Raw genomic sequence first — 24,532 nt, 5'->3', positions numbered from 1 at the left:
TGCTCTAATTGATTCATAGCAGCCTGCGCTTGTCTTTATTCGGTCTTCATGGGTTTTGACGATTTTTTCTGCAAGGGCCATGGTGTGAACTCCACCCGTTCGACCCGGTAGCCCTTTTGACGCAGTAGCTCGGGCAAGCCCATGGGACCGACCATGTGCAGCGCACCCACGGCAGCAAACACCGTTTTGTCTTGTTCAAGCAGCGCCGCAATGCCGTCGGCCATGCCGGGGTTGCGGCCGTCAATCATGCGTTTGAGCTGGGCGCGCTCGCGTTCGGTATTGGCACAGTCACACCAGTCGGCATAGTTCTCCAACTTGCTCGCATTACCGCTGGCCCACACCTGCGCCAGCAGTTGCAGCATCTCGGGAGCCATGCCATCTTCCAGCTGCTTGAGCCCGTCATCCACGGTTTCGGCGATCTCGATAGGATCATCGGACACCAGCTCGTTGAGCTGGGTCTGCACCGCTTCCAGCCCAGTGATGGGCTTGCCCAGCGCATAGGCCATTCCCGCCAGCGTGATATCTACGCCGTACTCCGCATTCAGCCCTTGCCGGCTCCCAGTCTTGGCCAGCAGGCCCAGAATCTGCGCTTCGGGCCGCAACCGAATCAAATCTTCGGCGCAGGCCAGCTTGAGCTGCCGGTTCAGTCGCTGGCTCAAGTCTGCAGCCAGCGGCGGCGCATCAGCACGCGCCTTCAGGCCTTCTGCCAGTGCTTTTCCCACCTCAGGGTCCAGAAGATTCAACTCCAGCGCCAGTTGATCTGCGCCCTGCACGGCACGCACAATGCTGCGCCCCGGCATCAGCCATTCGCGCTTGCCCACGTGCATGGTTCCGTAAAGCCAGCTGGCACGCGTGCCATCACCTTGGCTATCTGTCACGCGCCAGAGCAAACCCCTGTCCTGCGCCTGCGCGGCCAGCGCTTTCATCTCAGCCGGTGTAGGCACAGCGGGCTTGGCCGGGCAGATAACGGCCGCTTGCGCGGCGCTGCTGGCCTTGCTGCCCGCCTTCACGCCGTGGGCAGGCGATGCCGCCAGTACCAGCCCCGAAGTCAGTGCAGCGGCCAGCGCCAGAAAGCAGCGAGTCAACGGCGAGCAAGCAGGCTTGGGAGTCAGCATTCGGGCAGCCATCAGCATTCCAGCAAAGTTCAGACCTTGGGAGTATCGGCTGCGGCGCTTTCTGAAGCCTCATCATTGCCACCGGGCGGCGCAATGTTCTGGTCGATGGCGCCAAAAATGCTCTGGCCATCCTTGCCCTTCATCTCGATGCGAATGGTGTCGCCAAACTGCATAAACTCGGTCTTGGGAGCGCCATCCTGAATAGTCTCGATACAGCGCTTTTCAGCGATACAGCTATAGCCCTTGGGCCATTCCATACGCTTGTTCTTGCCGCTGCCAGTCTCCACGCCACGATTGCTCACGGTGCCGCTGCCCACGATGGAGCCGGCGCGCACATTGCGGGTCTTGGTGATATGGGCGATCAACTGACCGAAGTGGAAAGTCATGTCCTCGCCCGCATCGCACATGCCGACCTTGCGGCCATTCCAGGTCGATTGCAGCGTCAGGTGCAGACGCCCCCCCTTCCAGGCATCGCCCAGCTCGTCCAGCGTCACCGCCACAGGGCTGAAAGCCGTGGCTGGTTTGCTCTGGAAAAAGCCGAAGCCCTTGGCCAGCTCATTGGGAATCAGGTTGCGCAGGCTGACGTCGTTGACGAGCATGACCAGGCGAATACCGTCCAGCGCATCTTTGGCATCCGTGCCCATGGGCACATCGCCGGTGATGACGGCAATCTCGGCCTCAAAGTCGATTCCCATGGCCGTGCTGGGCACGATCACATCGTCACAGGGACCGATGAAGTCATCGCTGCCGCCCTGGTACATCAGCGGATCACTGTAGAAATTGGCGGGTACCTCGGCGTTGCGCGCCTTGCGCACCAGCTCCACGTGGTTGATATAGGCCGAGCCATCGGCCCACTGGTAAGCACGTGGCAGCGGCGCCATGCAGCGCAGCGGGTCAAACGGGAAGGCATGGCGTGCCTTGCCGCTGTTGAGCTCATGCGACAAATCCTGCAACTGGGGAGCCATATAGCTCCAGTCATCCAGCACCTGCTGCATGCGGTTGGCAATGCCAGTGGCATAGCAGGCCTGACTCAGGTCGCGCGACACCACGACCAACTGCCCGTCACGCGAGCCATCCTTGTACGTTGCCAGCTTCATGCTCTATCCCTCTGCTTTACTGGCGTTGCTGGCACAATGCCTGACAACGCTAGCCAAAATTACGATTGGTTAAATTGATTTAACTAAACAAAACACGATTCTATTGCAATGGATAAGGAACGCGCAGGGATTCAGTCGGTTGAAGTGGGTTTCTCCCTAGTCGAAGCACTGGCGCAAGCCAGCGGCCCGCTGATGCTGAAAGATGTTGCCGCCGCCGCCGGCATGAGTGCGGCCAAGGCTCACCGCTATCTGGTGAGCTTTCAGCGCATCGGCCTGGTCAGTCAGGACGAGCGCAACTCGCGCTATGACCTGGGGCCAGCGGCGCTCCAGATCGGCCTAGCCTCGCTGGCCCGGCTCGACCCGGTGCGTCTGGCCCGAGAGCGCATTCCCGGCCTGCTCGACACCCTCAACCACACGCTGGCGATTGCCGTCTGGGGCAATCACGGCCCCACCATCGTGCACTGGGAAGAGTCGGCGCAGTCCGTCACCGCCAATCTGCGTCTGGGCGATGTGATGCCCATGCTGGCCTCGGCCACAGGCCGCTGTTTTGGTGCCTGGCTGCCCCGCGAAATCACCGCGCCGTTGCTGGAGCCCGAGCTCGAGCGCGCCCGCAAGGCCAAGCGCCAGGACCTGCCGCTGACCGAAGAAGCCGTTGCCGCCATGCTGACCGAGGTGCGCGAGCGCGGCACGGCCCGTGTGGTCGACACAGTGTTGCCCGGCATCGTGGCCTTTTGCGTACCGGTCTTCGATGCATCAGGACACATCGTGCTGGGCCTGATGACCCTGGGCTCGCTGGCGACTTTCGACCCCGAATATGGTGGAGCCATCGACGCGCCGCTGCAGTCCGCCGCCCGCCAGCTCTCCAGCGATCTGGGCTGGCGCGCCACAGTCGGCCAATAAGCCACTCCCAGCCAATCCCCACAGCCCATGGGCCACACCACTCAGCCACGCAAAATCCTGCTGCCCATCACCGGCACGGTGCTGGTGGCACATGCACTGGCGTTATGGGGTCTGCCCCAGCTCAACCCACCCCAACCCGCAGATGCCCCCATCGTGATGGAGACACGCATGGTGGAAGCGGCTCCGCCGCCACCCACGACGCCGGCTCCCAAGCCCGCGCCTGAACCGGCGGCCCCTGCCCCCAAACCCACCAAGCCACGACCTGCGCCAAAGCCACCCGCTCCAGCGCCGGCTCCTGCGCCCACAGAGCCAGAACCTGAGTCCAATCAGCCTCCAGCCCAAGATACGCAAGCGCAACAAGCTCCTGAAACAGAAGCACCCGCAGAAGTACCACCACCTGCACCACCTCCAGCCCCTGAACCCCCAGCCGAGCCACCCGAAACCAACGGCGCAGACACCGCCCGCCCGATTCAGGTTACCCCCGCAGGCGGTGCGCCGCTGCCACCGGGCACGGTGCTGCCCGTCTCCCTGCCCAACTCGGCCACGCTGGAGTTCAATGCTTCCGGTCAGGTCAAAGGCTTTCAGTACTCGGCCGGTGCCCAGTTGCAGTGGCAGCATGACGGCCAGTATTACCAGGCGCGCCAGTCCATCAGCATGTTTTTGATGGGCGAGCGCTCTCAGACCAGTGAGGGCCTGATCACGCCCAGCGGCCTGCAGCCGCTGAACTTCAGCGACAAAGGTCGAAAAAACCAGTCCGCCAGCTTTGACGTAGCCAGCGGCAAGGCCAGATTCAGCGGCGGCACGGCCGACGCGGCGATTGCCGATGGCGTACAAGACCGTCTCAGCGTGTTTTTGCAGCTCTCCGCCCTCATTGCGGCGGACCCCGGCAAATACCCGCCCGGCACATTGATCGAGATGACCGCCAGCAGCGCCCGCTCAGCCGCCCGCTGGCAGTTCCGAGTGGGCGCGACCGAGGCACTGGATTTGCCGTTTGGCAGCGTCATGGCACTGCGGCTAGACAAGCTTCCCGGCATCAGCGGCAACGACCAGCGCGGGGCCGTCTGGCTGGCTCCAGCCATGCAATACCTGCCCGTGCGCATCAAACTCACACAGGGGCAGGATGATTTTGTCGACCTGCAACTCAAAAAATACTCGCCAGCGCCGCAATAGCCGCAAACCGACTTGCTCCTGACGTAAACCCCGAGCCCGCGCCAGATCAAGCACTCACACCCAGAGTGAAGCAAGGCCCGCCGCCTGCAAGCCCAAGAGCCCCGCGCTGGCGCGCCGCCCACAGCGTGGCCTACCACAGCAGGCGAAAGCCGGGCCTGCACAGCACGGCCCAAACCATGGAATACTGTGATCAAGTGCCAAGAGCAGGCATTTCCAGCTTGAAATGCGGCACCCTGTCGCCATATCCATGGCAGGCATGCTCATAACGGAAATGAAAGGGGGATCACCATGCAAATGCTTTACGACTCGGAATCCTTTGCGGTGCTCCATCTGCGTCCAGACATGGAGGCAGACGTTCCGGCAGGCACTGCCCCGGCCGCAACAGAGCGAAAGCACCAACTGCCCCGCCACGGCTTTGAAATTGTGGACAAGCGCTCGGGCAAAGAGGTGTATCTCGATGGTTCCTGGGCCGAAATGTTCCAAAAGACCATTTTGGCCTGGCAGCAAGACGCCCCCACTGAAGAAGAGGTAGAGGAAACGCTGGACAAGTACACCGGCCTTGCCCAGCAGCCAGTCATCATCCACTGAGCGATCCGTCTCACAACCAAAGCCACTCCATCACTTGAGTGGCTTTTTTCATGATTGACATAGATGCAAGAACAGCTTCCAGCTATGCTTTTTGCAACGTCTGCAGCACCCAGAGCAGCAATCCGCCCAGTGCCATGCTCGCTGCAAAACCCAACACCAGCCCCGCCCCACCCAGCGCCAGCCAGTAACCCCAGTCCACACCCAGCTCTGGGCAATGAATCTCGCATTGCGCGTTGTGCTGCCAGGCCATCCACATAAGAACAGCGCCCAGCAAACCGCCAAGGCTCAGGCTGATAAAGGTGCAGGTGCGCCAGTGCTTTTTCATCAACCCATTATGGTTTTGCGCAATGAGGCCCTGAATAAAGAGGCACTTTACGCAGCAAAGCTGCCCGCCAAGGCCTGACAATAGCTGCTAGGCAGCGGCCAATACCCGCTGCCTCATGTCAAATTTCGGTGGGCAAAGCCGGTGCGATTTTCTGAGGTACGAAGCCATGCCCCGTCTTTCAAAACAGGACTGGTCAATATGTGGACTTCTTCGCAGCTACTTCAACGCCCTTTTTTCAAACCGCTGGCGAAACCTCTCGTTCTTGCCACCGCCTTGCTGCTGGGCGGCTGCGCCCATCAGAAAAGCACAGAGCTGACTAGCGACGCCCAGTGGCAACAGACGCTGGCGCAATGGTCAGGTGCCCCCGCCATCTTGCTGGGCGAGCAGCATGACCAGACATCTCACCACCAGTGGGAAGCGGCCACTGTGCGCCACCTGGCAGCACAGGGGCAACTGGCTGCTTTGGTGATTGAGATGGCACCAGCCGGCGGCGATACCCGCGCCCTGAAGCCCGGTGCCAGCGATGAAGAGGTGAAGACCGCACTGCTGTGGGCACAGGGCGGCGGCCCCGGTGGCTGGCCTTGGCAGGACTATGGCCCCATGGTGATGGCGGCGGTGCAAGCGGGCGTGCCCGTGCTGGGCGGCAACCTGCCTCGCGCCCAGATGAAGCAAGCCATGGGCGAGGCCCGCTATGACAGCCACTTGCCCGCCGCAGGCTGGCAGCTGCAGCTGGATGCCATCAAGCAAGGCCATTGTGGCCTGCTGCCCGAGTCCCAGTTCGCCCCCATGGCCCGCATTCAGCTAGCGCGCGATGAAGCCATGGCCAAGGTCAGCACGGCTGCGCACAAACAGGCCAAGCCCGGCCAGACCGTGCTGCTGGTGGCAGGCCGCGGCCATGTGCGCAGCGATATTGGCGTACCGACCTGGCTGGCTGCAGATTTCGAGCCCAAAGTAACCATAGCGCAATCAGATAAAGCGCAAGTAGCTATCAATATGAAAGCAGACAAGCTGCTGACACTGCCAGGCACCGCCTCCAAAGATCACTGCGCAGAGTTAGGCGAGCAGTGGAAGAACAGGGCCGCACCCAAGCCCTGATTCCACGAATTAGCGTATCGGCAACTGACGCTCAAATCACCACAGGCTCGGCAGCCACAGCGATATCCACCAGCGGCAGGCCGTCACGCGCTTTCTCCAGCAGCCGCGTGAAGTCTTCCGCCGGAACGGGGCGGCTGCAGAGGTAGCCCTGAAAGTAGTCGCAGCCTTTTTCCTGCAAAAATGCCAGCTGCTCGCGCGTTTCCACCCCCTCGGCCAGCACCTTCAGACCCATGGCGTGGCCCAGTGCAATGACTGAGCTGCTGATGGTCATGTCGTCCGCGCTATGGGGAATGTCGCGGATAAAGCCCTGATCGATCTTGAGAAGATCGAGCGGAAAGCGCTTGAGGTGAGCCAGAGACGAATATCCCGTACCAAAGTCATCAATGGCCAGGCGCAGGCCCAGTTCACGCAGACGGGTGAGCACGGCCAGCGCGTCTTCAGGCTTTTCGGCCAGTGCGCTTTCGGTGATTTCAAGCTCCAGGAACTCCGCCGGAAAGCAGGATTCCGCCAGCACCTGGTTCGTCGCGCCCACCAGATCCGTGAGCAGAAACTGGTGCAACGAGACATTCACGGCAATCGTCAGATCGGGCAGGCCCGCAGTACGCCATTGCTGGCCCTGACGGCAAGCCTCGCCCAGCACCCACAACCCCAGCGGACCGATGACGCCCGAGCTTTCGGCCACCGGAATAAAGCGCGCCGGAGAAATCAGGCCCTCTTCAGGGTCCAGCCAGCGCAGCAGCGCCTCAGCGCCCATCAGGCGGCCGGTCTGCAAATCAATCTGAGGCTGGTAGTAGAGGCGCATATGGCCCTGATCCAGCGCACGACGCAGCCGCGCCTCCAGCTCAAGGCGCTCACGTGCGGCCTGCGTCATGTCTTCATGGAAGAAGCACCAGGCGTTGGAGCCTCGGCTCTTGGCCCCATACACTGCGGCATGGGCGCCTTGCAGCAAATCCTCGGCAGTCTGTGCATGCTCGGGGTACAGACAAATACCAGCGCTCACGCTGACCACGACCGACAGGCCATCTGGTGTGGTCCATGGTTTGCCCGCAGCAGCCATCAAACGCTCTGTCACCTCTATGGCGGCTTGGCGGCTAGGGAGGGAATTGGCTACCACACACAGCTCATCCCCGGCCAGTCGACCAATGATGTCGCCGCAGCGCAAGGCGGCCTGCATCTGATGCGATACATGCCTGAGCACCTCATCGCCAATGGAGTGACCGTAGCTGTCGTTCACGTCCTTGAAGCGGTCAATATTGAAGAGAATCACCCCCATGCCCGCACCGGTGAGCTGGCTGTCCGCCAGCGCATTGCCCAGCATCAGGCTGAACTGCGAGCGATTGGGCAGACCGGTCAGCACATCACGGTGCGCGAGAAACTCCAGCTGCTGCTCACGCGCCTTCTCGGCCGAGATGTCGGTGAACATGCAGACGTAATGGGTGACATGGTCGTTGGCATCCTTGACCGCGCTCAGCGACATGCGCTCGGGAAAGACTTCCCCGCTCTTGCGGCGATTCCAGATCTCGCCCTGCCAGTGCCCATGGGAGCGCATTCTTGCCCACATGGCGTCGTAAAACGCCTTGTCGTGACGGCCGGATTTGAACATGCGCGGGGTCTGGCCCAGCATTTCCTCTTCAGAAAAACCCAGCAGACGCGTGAAAGAGCGATTGACCGAGAGAATGCGGCTGTACGCATCGGTCACCACCACGCCCTCGATGGTGTTTTCCACCACGGTGGATGCAAGTCGGCGGCGCTCATCGGCCTCGCGGCTGGCGGTCTGATCAGACAGCAGGCCTGAAATGCGCAGCAATCGGCCATCCGCATCTTTGTGGGCCTGACCACGGGCGCGAAACCAGCGGTACATGCCATCAAAGCACAACAGCCGCGCCGTCAGCACCAGCATGCTGCCCTGCTCCAGCGCCTGATCCACCTGCAGGCGTGCCGCCGCTGCATCTTCGGGGTGCAGGCGCTGGTAGAAATCAAAGTCCGCAGCCAGGTCCTGGCCCTGATATTTCAGCAAGGCGCCCATGCCCGAAGAAAAGTTCAGGCGCAACGCCAGCGCATCCCATTCCCAGACGCCATTACCGCTGCCTTCCAGCGCCATGCGCAGCATGGTTTCACTGCGCACCATGGCATTGCGCGCATTCACCATCTCGCTTAAGTCTTGCAGCACACAGACCAAGGCCACCGGCCCGCCCACACCCGAGGACGCCACGCGACTGGTGGTGCACAACACAGGCGTGACCTTGCCGGTGGCGGCGTTGACGCAGCTGCGCAGAGCCTGGTAGTAGTTGGTGCTGCCGTCGAGCAGGCGCTCAAGCTGCAGGGCGATTTCTTCCTTGTCGTCAGCAGGCACCAGAACGCGAAAGTCCTGACCGCGCAGAGACTCCACGCTGCAGCCCAGCCAGCCAGCCAGCTTGGCATTGGCCCAGGCAATTTTGCCGCCGCCCAGGTGCACTCGGGCCATACCGGCCGGTGCGTAACGCACGATCAGCTCCAGCTCCTGCGCCGTTTCCCGGCTGCGCTGGTCAGCTTGCCGCTTGCGCTGCATGAACCACAGGGCCACCAGCGCAGTCACCAGCAACCAAACTAGAAACAAGCCTATCTGCCAACGCAGCGACTGGCGATTGAGCGATACCGCAAAATAGTCAAGCACGCTTGCCTGAGCGCCCAACCACATCATTCCCGCACACACATAGAGGGTGACAATCACCCAGGGTGTGAGGCGAGAATGGCCTCCATCGCTTTTCATGAATTTCCTTTGTCCGCAGGGTCCTCGCCTTGCTGCGACAATCGTCGAGCTATGACCCAAGCCTATATTTTGACTTTATCTTGCCCAGATCGACTGGGCCTGGTGCATGCCGTTTCGGGCTTTTTGCTCGAACAAGGCGGCAATATTGAAGAAGCAGCGCAGTACAACGACACGGTGACTGGCCTGTTTTTCATGCGCGTGCAGTTTGCCTGTGACGGCAAGGACCCCGCCGCTCTTAAAGCATCTGTCGCTGAATTAGCTGATCAATATCAAATGCAGTGGAGTTTGCACTCCAAAGCTGAGCGGATGAAGACCGTGATCATGGTCAGCAAGGAAGGCCATTGCCTCAACGACCTGCTGTTCCGCTGGAAGTCGGGTCTGCTGCCTATCGAGATCAAGGCCATCCTCAGCAACCACCGCGAGTTCTATCAACTGGCGGCGAGCTACAACATTCCCTTCCACCACATTCCTGTGACGGCTGCGACCAAGGCCCAGGCCGAAGAGCGCCAGTACGAGATCATTCAGGAGGAAGGCGCGGAGCTGGTCGTGCTGGCCCGCTACATGCAGGTGCTGTCCAACGATCTGTGCAAGAAATTGTCTGGCCGTGCCATCAACATCCACCACAGCTTTTTGCCCAGCTTCAAGGGCGCCAAGCCTTACTACCAGGCGCATGACCGCGGCGTCAAGCTGATCGGCGCTACCGCTCACTATGTGACGGCTGACCTGGACGAAGGTCCGATCATTGAGCAGGACGTCGCCCGTGCCGACCACACCGACACGGTGGAAGACCTGACCGCCCGTGGCCGCGACACCGAAAGCCAGGTGCTGGCCCGCGCCGTGAAGTGGCACAGCGAGCGCCGCGTGATCTTGAACGGTCACAAGACCGTAGTCTTCCGCTGACCCTCAGGCTTGGGACTTTTTGCATGACCCGCAGCCCCAGCGCCTTGAACAGCATCACCGCCCGGCGCATTCCGCCGATCCAGTGCCTGCTGACGTTTGAGGCCCTGGCACGGCTGCGTTCAGTCACGCAAACGGCAGAGGAGCTGTGCGTGACGCCCAGCGCCGTCAGCCACCGGGTCAAGCAGCTGGAGCAGATGCTGGGCTCGCGCCTGTTTGGTCGGGCGGATTTTTCGCTGACCACAGACGGCATCGCCTATCTGGCCCATGTCCGCGAAGGTTTGGGCGCGCTGCAGCGCTTTCCCGGCGCAGCCGCATCCCCGGGGCGCAGACGCCTGAAACTGGCCGTCACCCCGACCTTTGCGCGCGTGATTCTGATCCCGCGTCTGCGCCAATTCACCGAGGCCTACCCGGAGATCGACATTGCGCTGCAAGTCTCGATTCCGCTGCTGGACGTGATCGCAGAAGATGCCGATCTGATGGTGCGCTTTGGTGCAGGTCACTATGCCGATGTGGAGCATATCGAGCTGGCACGCGACACCATCACGCCCCTGGCATCCCCCAGCTTCATCCGGGAACATGGCCCTTTCGAGCGGCCAGAAGACCTTGAAGGCATGCCGCTGCTGCGCAGCCCGCTGGAGCCCTGGCGCACCTGGTTTGCAGCCACCGGCCTCGACATGGCCGAGCCCAACGAAGGCTCGCAATTCAACGACATTGGCCTGATGTGCGACGCCGCATCCGCCAGCATGGGCATTGCACTGGTGCGCCACAAACTGGGCGCGCCCTGGCTGGAGAACGGCACGCTGGTACGTCTGTTCGACACCGATGCCCACAGCCCGCATGCCCATTACCTGTGCTGGAAGACCGGCATCATGGACCGCTGGGAATGCGCGGCCTTTGCCGAGTGGCTGCGCAAGGCCATGAGCTGAGGACGGCTCCAAGAAGCACCCTTTGCATGGGCTGCGCCATGCATAACGACGATGGAGTATCACTGCATGAACCTTCAGCCCAGGCATTACCCCGGCCTTGACCAGAACCAGGCACTCAACAGCGAAGCGCCCTCTCTGCTCATCCGTGCCTTGGCCGGCACAGGCAAAACAACCACGCTGGCCATCAAGGCTGCCGACCTGATCCACACCAAGGGCGCGCGCAACGTGCTGATGCTGGCCTACTCGGAAGCCGGCATCAAGGCTATTCAGGCACGGCTGACCCGGTTCACCGCCGTGCAGCTCGAAGACCTGCATCTGCTCACACTGGAGCAGCTGTGCGCCCAGATGCTCCAAGAGCAAGGCGACCCTGTTCCCGTTCTCTCCTCCGATCTGGAAAAGAACCTGCTCATCGCTCAGGCGCAGGGAGCACTGTCTCAAGAGGTCGAACGGCACGCAGAGATAGACATCCCCGAGCTGGCCGACTACTTCGCCCGCCCTCTGGACATCAGCGCCTTTCTCGCCTTCGAGGCACAGGCCAAGCAGCGCATGCTGGAGCTCAGCATCGAGGACAGCGGCCTTGGCGCGCTGGCTTATTGCCGCGACAACGCAATGGACTACGGCCTGTACCGACTGTTGCGCAGCTATGAGCGGCTGCGCGCAGGCCCCACTCAGGAGCCACTGTTCTACGCACCCGGCGACTGCACCTATGCGCTGGCCTGCCAGTTGGCCGCACTGGACTTCAATGCCTACTTCGCGCCACTGCAAGGCCGCTTCGATGCGGTGCTGTTCGACGAGCTGCAAGACCTGGACGAAGCCGCACTGCTGGTGCTGCGCCACCTGGCGCGTGGCAACGGCAGCTTCATCGGTGTGGGCGACTTCAACCAGCACATCCTGCCGGGTGCATCCTCTGTTTTTGGAGACGGTGCCCAGCGCATTCTGCAAGAGCTACCCGCCGGAACGGCCCAGAGCACACTCAACACGACCTATCGCTTCGGCCCCGCCATCTGCCAGCAGCTGAACCGGTTCTTCAGCGTGGAGTTCGACGCCCACTACCGCAATGCTGCGGCATGGTTCGAGCATCGCCACGGCGATGATGAGGACTGCGCACGGCAATTGCTGGATATCCATGCCACGGTGGCCCGCCTGCCCCGCAAGCCACAAGACCCGCCCGCCGTGCTGCGAATCATCCTGCGCTCGCCCGAAGATTCGGTGCTGCTCGAATGGCTGTTCGCCCATGAAGGCGTGCACTATGCCTGCAAGGGCATGCAGCGCTTCTACCAGCGCCGCGACATCGCTCTGGTGCTGGCCATGCTGTGGGCCATGCAAGGCTGCAGCGGCAGCGCGCGGCTCTCACAAGGTATTTTGAACAGCGCAGCCGAAGGGCTGATGCGCTACGTGCGCCATGCCGCCTCGCCCGACCGTGACCTGCTGGCCAACGGCCTGTTCGACATGGGCGCATTGGGCGAGGTACCTCCTGAATCCGACACGCTGCGCATTGCCGCCGAACTCATGGGCCAGCAGGCCGCCATGCGCCGCTTCTTTGCCGCCCACATCACATCAGACTCGCCTGCTGCCCAGCTGCTAGCCCTGCCCGCTGACCAATGCGCCGATGCAGGGCGGCTGTGTCAGCACCCTCTGATGCGGCAATTCTTCGCGCAGGCCCCCATCAGTCAGGACGAACTGCGCCAGTGCCTGGCAAGCCTGAAAGCGCTGTCACGCATCTGCACCGGTCTTTCCGTCGATGAATTCCTGGGCCGTCTGAGCCTCATGATCCAGTCGAGCATTGCACAGCATCAGCGCCAGGAAAAGCCGAGCCTGCAACTGCTCACGGTGGAGCGCAGCAAAGGCCATGAATATGAGTTCGTCGCTGTGCCCTTCGTCGATAGCAGGCATCTCTCGCCCAATGCGAGCGACCCGGAGCGCAACATGCTCTACGTTGCCATGACCCGTGCCAGCAAGCGCCTGTGGATGCTGGAAAGACGCTGACCCCGGTCAAATGACCAAGCCATACGGGGGTCAAAACAGCATAACGTCGCCACCAGCCGACATAGCCACGGTTGCCCTCTCCCTCAGCTGTTGCAGCCCAACCACCATGGGCTGATAACAACGAGGAGGAGAGATATGCAATCCCTATTGCGCAGCGCCTGGCTTCTGGCCGCCGCCACCACCGCCCTGTCGCTGCACGCACAGGAAAGCAGCATCACCATCGGCACCAGCCTGCCCCTCTCCGGAGCGCAGGCCGAGGCCGGCAAGGAAGGGCTGGCCATCATGCAAGCCCAGATTGATGCACTCAACAAGCAAGGGGGCCTGAGCGGGCGGCAACTGACCCTCAAGGTGCTGGACGATGGCTATGAACCGCAGCGCGCCGCCAGCAATGCACGCCAGCTGACTCAGGAGGGTGCTGTCGCCCTGCTCAACTGCTGGGGCACGGCCAGCTGCGCCGCCATGCAGCCCGAAGTACAGCAGGGCCAGACCCCGTTGGTCGGCGTGATTGCCGGTGCCGGCAATATGCGCCAGCAACCAGGCCGCCACGCTTACCCGCTGCGCGCCACCACGCAGGCTGAAATCACCGCCATGCTGCAGCAAATGCAGACTCTTGGACTTCAACGTGTTGTCATCGTTTATCAAAATGATGGCTTTGGTAAAGACGGCCTGCAGATCGCAATGACCGCCTTCACCGCCAAGGGCTTGAAACCAATAACCACCCTGGCTGTGGAGCCATCAGGCGCCAATACCCCAGACCTGGCCAAGCAACTGGCCGCCCAGTCCGATCTGCAAGGCGTCATCGTGCTGGCTGGCACCCCTGCCACCATTGGCCTCATCACCATGGCAAGGCAGGCCCACATCACCGCTCCGTTCTACAACCTGGCCGCACAGGCCAACCGTGCCGTGGTGCAGGGACTGGGACCGTACACACGCGGCATTGCCTTCACCACGCTGGTGCCCAGCCCGTGGAAGGGTGCGGTGCCTGCCGTCAAGGATTACCAGCAGCTCGTCAGCCACAGCGGCATGCCGCCTGCGTCTTATCTGGGGCTGGAGGTTTTTCTCAACACCCGTACCCTGCTCGATGGTCTGCGCAAAGCCAGCCCTGCCACCAGTCGCGCAGCGCTGACCACCGCACTCGATGCCATGGGCGAAATTCGCTACGGCGCCATGAGCCTGCGCTTTGCCGCGCCACGCACAGGCTCCAGCTATGTGGGGCTGACCATGATTGATTCCGGCGGTCAATTCAGAGAATAAAAAGCCTTCGACGCTTACCAATAAACAGCTGTTAGCTATTATTCAAATAGCATTTAACAGCCTTATGCGCAGCGCATTTCAAGCAGCTTTGCAATAAAGCTCACACCACTGTGCGGGCTCATCCCCTACATTTGCAGGCATGACGCCCGCCAGCACCTTCACCGATCTTGTCGCCACCTCCAGCGATGCCGCCAACGCCGCGCACCGCCAGCCAGAACTGTCTGAGCGCGCCCAGCGCCAGGCCGAGGTGCTGGCCGCCTTGCGCCCCCATGTGCCAGCCCATGCCCTGCTCTACCAGAGTGAAGACACCACGCCCTATGAGTGCGATGGCCTGACCGCCTACCGCCAGCGCCCGCTGCTGGTCTGCCTGCCCGAGACTTATGCACAGGTACAGGCCGTGCTCAAGGCCTGCCACGCCATTGGCGCGCCGGTCATTGCACGCGGTGCGGGCACAGGTCTGTCGGGCGGAGCCATGCCTCACCCCATGGGCGTGACGCTGTCGCTGGCCAAGTTCAACCAAATTCTGAGCGTCGATGCCCATAGCCGTACGGCGCTGGTGCAATGCGGCGTGCGCAACCTCGCCATCAGCGAAGCCGCTGCGCCCTACGGCCTGTATTACGCCCCCGACCCCAGCAGCCAGATTGCCTGCACGATTGGCGGCAACGTGGCTGAGAACTCGGGCGGCGTGCACTGCCTGAAATACGGGCTGACGGTACACAACGTGCTCAAGGTCAAAGGCTTCACCATCGAGGGCGAGCCGGTCGAATTCGGCTCAGACGCGCTGGACACGCCGGGCATGGACTTGCTGGCCATCATGATCGGCAGCGAAGGCATGCTGGCCGTGGTCACCGAAGTCACCGTCAAGCTCATCCCCAAGCCCCAGCTCGCGCGCTGCATCATGGCCAGTTTTGACGATGTGCGCAAAGCCGGCGCGGCCGTTGCCGCCGTGATTGCGGCCGGCATCATCCCCGCAGGGCTGGAGATGATGGACAAGCCCATGACCGCCGCCGTCGAAGACTTTGTGCGCGCCGGCTACGACCTGACGGCCGAAGCAATTCTCTTGTGTGAGAGCGACGGCACGCCCGAGGAAGTAGAAGAAGAGATCGCCCGCATGAGCGAGGTGCTGCGCACCGCCGGTGCCACGGCCATCACCGTGAGCGAGAGCGAGGAAGAGCGCTTGCGCTTCTGGAGCGGACGCAAAAATGCCTTCCCCGCCAGCGGCCGTATCAGCCCTGATTACATGTGCATGGATTCGACCATTCCGCGCAAACGCCTGGCCGACATCCTGCTGGCGATTCAGGAGATGGAGAAGAAATACCAGCTGCGCTGCGCCAACGTCTTTCACGCCGGTGACGGCAATCTGCATCCGCTGATTCTGTTTGATGCCAACAACCCAGACGAGCTGCACCGCTGCGAGCTGTTTGGTGCCGACATTCTGGAGACCAGCGTGGCCATGGGCGGCACGGTGACGGGCGAACATGGCGTGGGCGTGGAAAAGCTCAACAGCATGTGCACCCAGTTCACCACCGCTGAAAACGCCCAGATGTTCGCCCTCAAGGCCGCGTTTGACCCACAAGCCCTGCTCAACCCCGGCAAGGTGATTCCCACACTCAACCGCTGCGCTGAGTACGGAAAAATGCTGGTGCGCGGCGGGCAGATCGCCCACCCCGATCTACCGAGGTTTTAAGCCTTCAACGCAGCTGAGCCAGTTGCTCTGCCAGCTCAGCGTCCTGCAAGGCCAGCATTTCCAGCTGTGCAAACACGGCGCTGGCTGCATCGGTCTTTTGCAGACCAAACAAGGCCTGATAGCAGTCCATGAACGGCAGAGCTGCATCATGCATGTGCAGCCACTGCGGCGCGCAGGCCAGCAAGGCCTGCTGCGCCTGTTCATGATTCCCCATTTGTGCAATAGCCCAAAGCGCAGACTGCGCCTCCACCTCATCCAGATCGGCATGGTCTTGCACCAGCAATTGCAAGGCAGCGCACTTGTCGGCATCGGCCACGGCAGGGTCGCCCAGCAGTCGGCCGATTTCTGCAATCGCCGGCACGCGAGACGGCAGGCCGTGGTTGTTAACGCTCATGCAGCCATCAGCGCTGCGCCGCGCTGCAAAAACTTGACGTATTCCTCATCGGGCACAAACAGGCCGCCCGTGGTCCAGACGATATGCGTGGCATTGGGCAGATGGGCCAGCAGGTTCTGGCGTTGCAGATAGTCCTGCCCGGCGGCGCTTTGCAGCAGCTCGCGCGGGCCGCTGAAACCTGCGGCAGCCGATGGCTCGATGTTCAGGCCTTCGCTGTTCTTCAGCAGGTAGAGGTGGCGAAACAGGGTTTCATCTTCCACCGTGAACACGCCGCCCAAAAAGCCGCGTACCACATCAGCCGCCAGCTCAGATGCGCGCGGTACAGCCAGACCATCGGCCTCAGTCTGGTTGTTCAGGCCCAGTTCATAGACCGAAGGATGCGCCTCCAGCCCCGGCAACGCAGACGCGCCAGCCAGCATCTCGACGATGAAACAAGGCGACTGCACGGGTTCGGCAAAAAAGCAGTGCACATGCGGCCCAAAGGCTTGCTGCAAACCCAGCGCCACGCCGCCCGGCGCACCGCCCACGCCGCAGGGGATATAGACAAACAAAGGGTGCGTTTCATCTACAGCGCGCTTGCTTTCTTTGATCTGAGCTACCAGATGCGGAGCAGCTGCGGCATAGCCCAGCAGCAGCGAAAGCGAATGTTCATCATCCACAAAGTGGCAATGCGGGTCTTGCTCGGCCAGCGCGCGGCCAGCGGCCACGGCCATGGCGTAGTCACCCGTGTGCTCCACCACTTGCACGCCACGGGCGCGCAGGCGCTGCTTTTTCCACTCCTTGGCGTCAGCAGACATGTGTACTGCGGCCTTGAAGCCCAGCGCCGAAGCCATGACGCCAATCGACAGGCCCAGATTTCCGGTAGAACCCACCGCCACCTGGTACTGGGCAAACACGGAGCGCGCGGCATCCGAGGCCAGCAGCAGATAGTCGCCATCGGCCAGCAGACCATGCTCCAGGGCGATGTTTTCGGCGTACTCCAGCACCTCGTGCACACCGCCACGCGCCTTGACGGAGCCTGCTACCGGCAGACTGTGATCAGCCTTGAGCCACAGCTGACCGGCCTCTGGCGGCAATTGCAACGCCTGCTGCATCTTCGGCACTTGCAGCAAGGGCGAATCGATACGGCCACCGGAGGCTGTCAACTCCGGGAACAGCTTCATCAACAGAGGTGCAAAACGCTCAAAGCGCAGCACAGCCTCCTGCACTTGCTGCGGGCTGATGTCGTGGGTGGACTGCTCCTTCGCACCCCGCCCTGCCCACAGCGTGGGCTTGGCGCTCTGCAAGGATTCAATGATGCTGGCTTGCAGATCGGTGGGGGCGGAGGATGGATGCATGACGAGGCTCTCTCAAAACCCGTATGTTAAGTGCTCACTCAGCCTTCAAAATCGTCGCCGCGTCGGCTTTTACACCTTGCTGTGACTTGTCGCCATAAACCAGTCGATACAGCAGCGGCAGCACCAGAAGCGTCAGGATGGTGGACGAAATAATGCCCCCAATCACCACCGTGGCTAGCGGCCTTTGCACCTCGGCTCCGGTGCCCGTCGCAATCGCCATGGGCACAAAGCCCAGCGATGCGACCAGCGCCGTCATCAGCACCGGGCGCAGGCGGGTCAATGCGCCTTCGGTCACGGCCTGCTCCACCCCCATGCCCTGCTCACGCAGAGAACGGATGTACGAGATCATGACCAGCCCGTTAAGAACGGCCACCCCGCACAGCGCGATAAAGCCAATGGCCGCCGAAATCGACAGCGGAATGCCCCGCAGCCACAGCGCGGCAATGCCGCCCGTCAAAGCAAACGGAATGCCGGTGAAGACGATAAGACCATCACGCACGTTGCCAAACATGGCAAACAGCAGTGTGAAAACCAGTGCCAGCGCCACGGGCACCACGATCAGCAGGCGCTTGCGAGCAGATTCGAGGTTCTCGAAGGTGCCACCCCAGCGTGTCCAGTAACCGGCGGGCAGCGCAATGCCTTGCAGCTCTTGCTGGGCCTGTGCCACAAACGAGCCGATATCACGCCCACGCACATTGGCGCTGACGACGATGCGGCGCTTGCCATCCTCACGGCTGACCTGATTGGGGCCGGGTGCCAGCTCTACCGTGGCAATGGAAGACAGCGGCACAAAGCCCAGTCGCCCGTCGCCACCGCGCGGCAACGCGATCGGCAGACGGCCAATGCCATCCATATCGCTGCGCACCGCCTCGGGCAGGCGCACCTGAATGGCAAAGCGGCGGTCGCCCTCAAACACAGTCCCCGCCTCACGCCCGCCCAGGCCGGTGCTGATGGCGTCCTGCACATCGCCCATATTCAGGCCATAGCGCGAGGCTTTCTCACGGTCGATCTGCACCGTGAGCATGGGCAGACCCGTGGTCTGCTCCACCTTTACTTCGGATGCGCCGGGAATCTTCTGCAGCATGGCAGCCACGCTTTGCGCGGACTTTTCCAGCTGCTGCATGTCGTCGCCAAAAATCTTGACGGCCACATCGCTGCGCACACCCGAAATCAGCTCGTTGAAGCGCAGCTGAATCGGCTGAGAAAATTCATAGTTGCTGCCCGGAATTTGCTCCACCGCTTCTTGCACTGCAGCCAGCAGATCATCACGCGTGCGCGCTGGATCCGGCCACTGATCGCGGGGCTTGAGCATGATGTAGCCGTCCGAGATATTGGGCGGCATGGGGTCAGACGCAATCTCGGCTGTTCCGGTGCGCGCAAACACACGCTCAATCTCCGGAAACTCCTTTTTCAGCGTGCGCTCCAGTTGCATCTGCATCTCTACCGATTGCGTGAGACTCGTGCCCGGTATGCGCAGCGCCTGGACGGCAAAGTCGCCCTCGTTCAGGTTGGGCGCAAATTCGCTACCCATGCGCGTAGCCAGCAACAAGCTCAATGCGACGACCACACCTGCCGCCGTCAACACCACGGCGGGTGCGTGCATGACCTTGTCCAGCACCGGCGCATAAGCACTGCGTGCCCAGACCATGAGGCGGTTTTCTTTCTCTGCAACCTTGTCGCCCATGAACAGCGCAATCGCTGCGGGGATAAAGGTGATGGACAGCAGCATGGCCCCGAGCAGCGCAATCACCACCGTCAGCGCCATCGGGTGGAACATTTTTCCTTCAACGCCCGTCAACGCAAAAATGGGCAGGTACACCACCATGATGATCAGTTGCCCAAACAGCAATGGGCGACGCGATTCCTTGGCGGCGGCAAACACTTCTTCAAAGCGCTCGCTGCGCGTGAGCGAGCGGCCTGCTGCCTGCTGCGCGTGAGCCAGACGCCGCACGCAGCTCTCCACAATCACCACCGCACCATCAATGATGATGCCGAAGTCCAGTGCCCCCAGACTCATCAGATTGGCGCTGACACGCATTTGCACCATGCCCGTGAAGGTGAACAGCATGGACAGCGGAATAATCAGCGCCGTAATCAGCGCCGCACGCAGATTGCCCAAAAACAAGAACAGCACGACCACCACCAGCGCAGCGCCTTCGACCAGGTTCTTCTTCACGGTGGCAATGGCTTTGTCCACCAGATGCGTGCGGTCGTACACAGTCACTGCCTTCACGCCGGGCGGCAGGCTTGTGTTGATCTCCTGCATGCGCGCATCCACGGCCTGCGACACGGCACGGCTGTTCTCGCCAATCAGCATGAAGACAGTGCCCAGCACCACCTCGCGCCCGTTATCCGTCGCAGCGCCGGTGCGCAGCTCGCGCCCCAGCTCCACATCCGCCAGATCGCGCACGCGAATGGGCTGGCCCTGGGCCGTGCCCACAATGACCTCACGAATATCGGCCATGCCCCGTACCTGGCCTGGTGCGCGAATCAGGTACTGCTCCCCCTGGCGCTCGATATAGCCTGCGCCCACGTTGGCGTTGTTGCGCTCCAGCGCCGTGACGATATCGGCCAGCGTAAAGCCATAGGCCGCCAGCTTTTGCGGCTGCGGCGCGACCAGATATTCCTTGGCAAAGCCTCCAATGGAATTGATCTCTGTGACCCCCGCCACATTGCGCAGCTGGGGTTTGATGACCCAATCCTGAATCTCGCGCAAGTCCATGGGGGTATAGGGCGACCCGTCGGGCTTCTTGGCGCCGTCATCGGCCTCCACCGTCCACAGATAAATCTCACCCAAACCGGTAGAAATAGGCCCCAGTGCCGGGGCCACGCCCGCAGGCAGGGCATCCCGCGCCTGCTGCAAACGCTCGTTGACTAGCTGGCGCGCAAAGTAGATGTCGGTGCCATCCTTGAAGACCACGGTGACCTGCGACAAGCCATAGCGCGACAGCGATCGCGTCTGCTCCAGGTGCGGCAGGCCCGCCATGGCGGTCTCGATGGGGAAGGTCACGCGCTGCTCGGTCTCCAGCGGCGAATAGCCGGGCGACGAGGTATTGATCTGCACCTGCACATTGGTAATGTCCGGCACGGCATCAATGGACAGGCGCTGGTAGTTGTAGATGCCAAGACCGATCAGCGCGATGGTGGCCAGCATGACCAGCCAGCGTTGGACAATGGCGAAACGGATGATGCGTTCAAACATGAAGAATCACCCTGTCAATGAACGTGTTCAGCACTGGCTTTGCCCAGCTCAGACTTCAGCACAAAGCTGCCGCCCACCACATAGCGCTGGCCTGCGCTCAGGCCCTGCAGCACTTCAGTGTTCTGGCTGTCGGCCTTGCCCAGCTTCACGCTTTGCGCCTTGAAGCCCCCTTGCACCGGCACAAACACCACGGTTTTTTCGCCCTCCATTTTCTGAATGGCTGCGCTGTTCACCGTCACCGCCGCCTTCTGGCTGGATGCCGTCAAATCCACATTCACAAACAGACCCGGACGCCAGATGCCGTCTGGGTTATCCAGCGTGATGCGCGCGGGGGCCGTGCGTGTCTCCTGGCCAATCAACGCTCCCACATAGGCCACCGTACCCGTGCCCTTGGATTCAAAAGCCGTGGCATGCACCGTGGCCTTTTCGCCCACGCGCACAAATGGCAAGTCAGATGCGGCCACCTTCATCTCGGCCCAAACGGAGCGCAAATCGGAGATGGTGAACACCGCCGTGCTGTCCTGCACGGCTTCGCCCACGGACAAATGCTTTTCCACCACCACGCCATCAAACGGTGCCCGCAGCTCAAAGCGGTTCAGCGCGCCGCCAGAGGCCACGCCAGCGCCAATGGCAGCCAGCTTTTGCTGGGCATTGGCCGCGGCAATTTCGGCTTCACGCAGCGCCTGCTGGGCCTGCAGATAATCCTGCTCGGCCGAGATTTTTTCCTGCCACAGCTGTTTTTCACGCTGATACGTGGTGCGCGCCAGACCCAGTCGTTTTTGCGAAGCCATCAACTCGCTGCGCTGCTCGGACACTGTGGGGCTGGTCAAGATGGCCAGCAACTGCCCTTTTTTTACCACCTGCCCCAGATTGGCGGCCACGCTCTCGGCCACACCCGCCACGCGCGGCACGACGTGGGCGGTCTTGTCTTCGTTGAAGCGAATTTCACCCGGCAATTGCAGCGTGCTGCCGATGCTGGCAGCACCTGCTTCGGCCAGCGTGACACCGGCCACCTTGGCGCGAGCGGCATCGAGCTGGAGCACGCCTTCTTCATGCTCTTCTCCGCCTTCTTTGGCGTGATCATGATCGTGATCTTTCTCACCTTCTGCAGCGGGCTTTTCATGACCCTGGTCATGGTCGTCATGCGCTTCATCTTTGCCATGCGAATGCGCATCTGACGATTTTTTTTCGCCTGCATGGGAGTGGCTGTCAGCGCCCGCAGCGGCAGGTTCCGTGCCGCGAACAATGAAAAAAGCGGCGGCCGCGCCCAGCGCCAGAATGGCGGCAATGGCAATCGCCGTGCGGCGCGATGTGGTGGGTTGTGCGTTCATGGGTGGTGACTATTTATTCAAGACCGGGCACATCGCCCAGCTGACGGGTGATGTCGGCAGCCGCCTGATGGGTGGCGACCAGCTGCTCCAGATACAGGCTGCGCGCATCGGCCAGCGTGCGCTGCGCATCCAGCACTTCCAGATAGCTGAATTTGCCCAGCGCAAAGCCCTTGGCAGAGACCTCGTAAGCGGACTCTGCCGCTGGCAACACCTGCTGCGCCAGTTGCAGCGCCTGTGCGCGGCTGGTTTGCAGCAGCTCCAGTTGCTGTTGCAGCTGCGCGTTCAGCTGCTGGCGCGTGGCCAGCAACTCGTCTTCCGCTTTGTCCGCCAGCCGCAGCGCCTGCAGCTGGTTGCCACGGTTGCTGTCCAGAATCGGCAGCGGCACCGAGATACCGACCACCAGCTGATTGCGCCCCACTTCCTGCGCGCGCTTCATACCCAGACTCACGGTGGGATCAGGCAGGCGCTTGGCGCGCTCCAGCTCGGCCACCGACTTTGCCTGCAAAACAGCCTGCTGCGCGCGCAGCATCTGAGGTGAATGCTCCAGTTTTTCTAGCATGGCACGGCTATCTGGCAAGCTGGGCAAATCTCCCAGTTCGCCCACGGCGCGCCCCATGGATGCGGGCTGTGCACCCCACAGCAGCGCCAGTTGCTGGCGGGCCACACGCAGGCCCGACTGGGCTTGCGCCAGCGCCAGCTGGGCGCTGCTCTCGGCCACACGGGCCTTGGTTTCTTCCAGCGGAGCAATCTTGCCGGCCTGCACACGCTTGGCGGCGGCATCGCGGGCGTTGCTGGCAATCTCCAGAGTTTTCTCATGCAGCTGCACGCGCTGCTGCCCGGCCAGCACCTTGGCAAAGGCGGCACGCACATCGGCACGCAGACCGGCGCGGGTGGCATCCAGCTCGGCCTGCACCAGATCGCGGCCATGCTCGGCAGCCTTCATCCGTGCAGCGCGCTTGCCGCCGATTTCTATGGGCTGGTTCCACTGCAGCGTCATGGAGCGGGTTTCGCGTCGCGTGTCTTCCTGAGAATAGGCCAGCTCCGGATTAGGTCGCGCCCGGCTTTGAACGACGGCGCCTTCGCTGGCGGCCACGGCTTGCGCAGCGGCACGCAGACTGGGGTTGTGCTCCATGGCCAGAGCCAGTGCGGCCTGCAAGCTCATAGGGGTCGGCGTGGCCGCAATGGCTGGCGCCTGCTGCGCCCAGCCCAAGGGTGCTAGCAGGCTCAGCCCGCCGCCCAGCAGCACTGCGGCTGCCTTGGTAATGAATGTCATGGTGATACTCCGTCTGCAAGACTGCCCTCCCGTTGGCAGACCTTTGCAGGCTGGGCGAATCTAGCGCGCCAGCCCCGACAGAGCACTGTCCTGAAGATGACAAATTTGTCATCTTCAGGGCTTGCCGACTTGCTCGACAATCTGTGCCATGAAGCTTCTAGTCATTGAAGACGAAACCAAGCTCGCCGAGTACCTGCAAAAAGGACTGAGCGAGGAAGGCTTTGTGGTCGATACCGTCCACAACGGTATTGACGGCCTGCACCTGGCGACCGAGCAGCCTTATGACCTCATCATTCTGGATGGCATGCTGCCCGGCATCGACGGCCTCGCCGTGCTGGCTGCACTGCGCCTGTCACGGCAGACGCCCGTGCTCATGCTCACGGCTCGCGCGCAGGTGGAAGACCGCGTCAAAGGCCTGCAGGGCGGTGCCGACGACTATCTGGTCAAGCCCTTTGCCTTCTCTGAACTGGTGGCCCGCATCCATGTGCTGCTGCGCCGGGGCCTGCAGACGCAAGCCACGCCCGAAGCCACAGTGCTGCGCATGGCCGATCTGGAGTTGGACCTTCTACGCCACCGCGCCACCCGCGCCGGACAGCGGCTGGATCTGACGGCCAAAGAGTTCAACCTGCTGAGTCTGCTGCTGCGCAGACAGGGCGAGGTGCTGTCGCGCACCGAGCTGGCATCGCAGGTCTGGGACATGAACTTTGACAGCGAAACCAATGTGGTCGAAGTCGCCGTGCGCCGCCTGCGCCTCAAGCTCGATGCACCGTTTGAGCTGACCCTGCTGCACACCGTACGCGGCATGGGCTATGTGCTGGAATTGCGCACGCAGGATTAAGAAGGCGAAACAGCGCTTACCAGTCGCGCTCGCTGATCAACGCTTCACGGTCGGCATTGTCAAAACCATAGGCATGGGCAATAGCCAGGAAATCGGTGCCAATGCAATCGCGGGCCACTGTCTCGATCTCGCTACCTTGCTCATCAAATTCTTGCTGCAAGTCATTGAAGCGCTCCGTCGCTACCAAGGTCAGCGCATAAAGCTGTTCCAGACTGGCAGGCTTTTGCGCCTCAATCTGCTGGCACAGCTCCACCAGAATGTCTGCTCCTTTTTTTACCAGTGCGCCGGGGTAATACGCATCGTCATACATTTCTGCCAAAAAGCGATGGCCCGTCATTTTTGAATTGCTCAAGCTCACAAAATAT

Annotated in this window: 20 protein-coding genes; 10 read left to right on the top strand and 10 right to left on the bottom strand. The window is 61.8% G+C overall.

The features are described from left to right. Positions 1-35: 35 nt before the first annotated feature. Both HF327_RS07595 and HF327_RS07590 read right to left on the bottom strand, forming a co-directional pair. Positions 36-1,127: a TraB/GumN family protein gene (locus HF327_RS07595; RefSeq protein WP_236024094.1), complete on the bottom strand. Its 1,092-nt coding sequence runs from the start codon at positions 1,125-1,127 to the stop codon at positions 36-38. 17 nt (positions 1,128-1,144) lie between these two features. Beyond that, complete coding sequence (locus HF327_RS07590; protein ID WP_169107653.1) at positions 1,145-2,212, bottom strand: fumarylacetoacetate hydrolase family protein; 1,068 nt, start codon at positions 2,210-2,212, stop codon at positions 1,145-1,147. Between the two features lie 108 nt (positions 2,213-2,320). On the opposite strand from HF327_RS07590, the gene HF327_RS07585 reads away from it, so the two are divergent. From HF327_RS07585 to HF327_RS07575, 3 genes are all read left to right on the top strand, one after another. Beyond that, positions 2,321-3,112 (top strand): IclR family transcriptional regulator, encoded by a 792-nt coding sequence (locus HF327_RS07585; protein WP_169107652.1) that lies wholly within the window; start codon positions 2,321-2,323, stop codon positions 3,110-3,112. 27 nt (positions 3,113-3,139) lie between these two features. Further along, complete coding sequence (locus HF327_RS07580) at positions 3,140-4,282, top strand: DUF3108 domain-containing protein (protein WP_169107651.1); 1,143 nt, start codon at positions 3,140-3,142, stop codon at positions 4,280-4,282. 288 nt (positions 4,283-4,570) lie between these two features. After that, positions 4,571-4,870 carry a BTH_I0359 family protein gene (locus tag HF327_RS07575; RefSeq protein WP_099735499.1) on the top strand — a complete coding sequence of 100 codons (300 nt, stop codon included), beginning with the start codon at positions 4,571-4,573 and terminating at the stop codon, positions 4,868-4,870. A gap of 82 nt (positions 4,871-4,952) precedes the next feature. Here HF327_RS07575 and HF327_RS07570 read toward each other — a convergent pair whose 3' ends face one another. Beyond that, complete coding sequence (locus HF327_RS07570) at positions 4,953-5,195, bottom strand: hypothetical protein (RefSeq protein ID WP_236024093.1); 243 nt, start codon at positions 5,193-5,195, stop codon at positions 4,953-4,955. Positions 5,196-5,393: 198 nt separating this feature from the next. On the opposite strand from HF327_RS07570, the gene HF327_RS07565 reads away from it, so the two are divergent. Further along, on the top strand, positions 5,394-6,290 hold the full coding sequence (locus HF327_RS07565) for a ChaN family lipoprotein (protein ID WP_169107650.1): 897 nt from the start codon (positions 5,394-5,396) through the stop codon (positions 6,288-6,290). Positions 6,291-6,321: 31 nt separating this feature from the next. Here HF327_RS07565 and HF327_RS07560 read toward each other — a convergent pair whose 3' ends face one another. Continuing rightward, a complete protein-coding gene (locus HF327_RS07560; protein ID WP_169107649.1) occupies positions 6,322-9,039 on the bottom strand; it encodes a sensor domain-containing protein in 2,718 nt (905 codons plus the stop codon). Between the two features lie 51 nt (positions 9,040-9,090). Between HF327_RS07560 and purU the strand changes: the two genes are divergently transcribed. The 5 genes from purU to HF327_RS07535 all read left to right on the top strand — a co-directional run bounded on the left by purU (position 9,091) and on the right by HF327_RS07535 (position 15,792). Further along, positions 9,091-9,939 (top strand): formyltetrahydrofolate deformylase, encoded by an 849-nt coding sequence (purU, locus tag HF327_RS07555; protein WP_169107648.1) that lies wholly within the window; start codon positions 9,091-9,093, stop codon positions 9,937-9,939. Positions 9,940-9,962: 23 nt separating this feature from the next. Then, entirely contained in the window at positions 9,963-10,865 is a 903-nt protein-coding gene (locus HF327_RS07550) for a LysR substrate-binding domain-containing protein (RefSeq protein WP_169107647.1), read from the top strand. A 66-nt stretch (positions 10,866-10,931) separates the two neighbouring features. Beyond that, on the top strand, positions 10,932-12,851 hold the full coding sequence (locus HF327_RS07545; protein ID WP_169107646.1) for a UvrD-helicase domain-containing protein: 1,920 nt from the start codon (positions 10,932-10,934) through the stop codon (positions 12,849-12,851). Between the two features lie 135 nt (positions 12,852-12,986). Beyond that, on the top strand, positions 12,987-14,105 hold the full coding sequence (locus HF327_RS07540; RefSeq protein ID WP_169107645.1) for an ABC transporter substrate-binding protein: 1,119 nt from the start codon (positions 12,987-12,989) through the stop codon (positions 14,103-14,105). Between the two features lie 139 nt (positions 14,106-14,244). After that, positions 14,245-15,792, top strand: coding sequence for an FAD-linked oxidase C-terminal domain-containing protein (locus HF327_RS07535; RefSeq protein WP_169107644.1), 1,548 nt, complete (start codon positions 14,245-14,247; stop codon positions 15,790-15,792). 4 nt (positions 15,793-15,796) lie between these two features. Here HF327_RS07535 and HF327_RS07530 read toward each other — a convergent pair whose 3' ends face one another. Genes HF327_RS07530 through HF327_RS07510 form a run of 5 tightly spaced genes read right to left on the bottom strand, consistent with a single transcriptional unit; the run spans position 15,797 to position 23,329 of the window. Continuing rightward, a complete protein-coding gene (locus tag HF327_RS07530; RefSeq protein WP_169107643.1) occupies positions 15,797-16,186 on the bottom strand; it encodes a hypothetical protein in 390 nt (129 codons plus the stop codon). Continuing rightward, positions 16,183-17,523 (bottom strand): D-serine ammonia-lyase, encoded by a 1,341-nt coding sequence (locus HF327_RS07525; protein ID WP_169107642.1) that lies wholly within the window; start codon positions 17,521-17,523, stop codon positions 16,183-16,185. Before HF327_RS07525 ends, HF327_RS07530 begins: the two co-directional genes overlap by 4 nt. 34 nt (positions 17,524-17,557) lie before the next feature. Then, the gene (locus HF327_RS07520) at positions 17,558-20,725 is read right to left on the bottom strand and encodes an efflux RND transporter permease subunit (protein WP_169107641.1); all 3,168 of its coding nucleotides are present in this window, start codon (positions 20,723-20,725) and stop codon (positions 17,558-17,560) included. A gap of 14 nt (positions 20,726-20,739) precedes the next feature. Beyond that, on the bottom strand, positions 20,740-22,056 hold the full coding sequence (locus HF327_RS07515) for an efflux RND transporter periplasmic adaptor subunit (protein ID WP_169107640.1): 1,317 nt from the start codon (positions 22,054-22,056) through the stop codon (positions 20,740-20,742). Positions 22,057-22,069: 13 nt separating this feature from the next. Then, entirely contained in the window at positions 22,070-23,329 is a 1,260-nt protein-coding gene (locus HF327_RS07510) for a TolC family protein (protein WP_169107639.1), read from the bottom strand. Positions 23,330-23,477: 148 nt separating this feature from the next. On the opposite strand from HF327_RS07510, the gene HF327_RS07505 reads away from it, so the two are divergent. Next, positions 23,478-24,167 carry a heavy metal response regulator transcription factor gene (locus HF327_RS07505; RefSeq protein ID WP_169107638.1) on the top strand — a complete coding sequence of 230 codons (690 nt, stop codon included), beginning with the start codon at positions 23,478-23,480 and terminating at the stop codon, positions 24,165-24,167. A gap of 16 nt (positions 24,168-24,183) precedes the next feature. Here the strand turns inward: HF327_RS07505 and HF327_RS07500 are convergent, their stop codons facing one another. After that, positions 24,184-24,525 carry a DUF5713 family protein gene (locus tag HF327_RS07500; RefSeq protein ID WP_169107637.1) on the bottom strand — a complete coding sequence of 114 codons (342 nt, stop codon included), beginning with the start codon at positions 24,523-24,525 and terminating at the stop codon, positions 24,184-24,186. Positions 24,526-24,532: the final 7 nt, after the last annotated feature.

The organism is Comamonas suwonensis, assembly GCF_012844455.2.
Lineage (GTDB): Bacteria > Pseudomonadota > Gammaproteobacteria > Burkholderiales > Burkholderiaceae_C > Comamonas > Comamonas suwonensis.
Note: the sequence above shows the minus strand (reverse complement) of the source record. Positions and strands in the feature narration are given on the sequence as shown.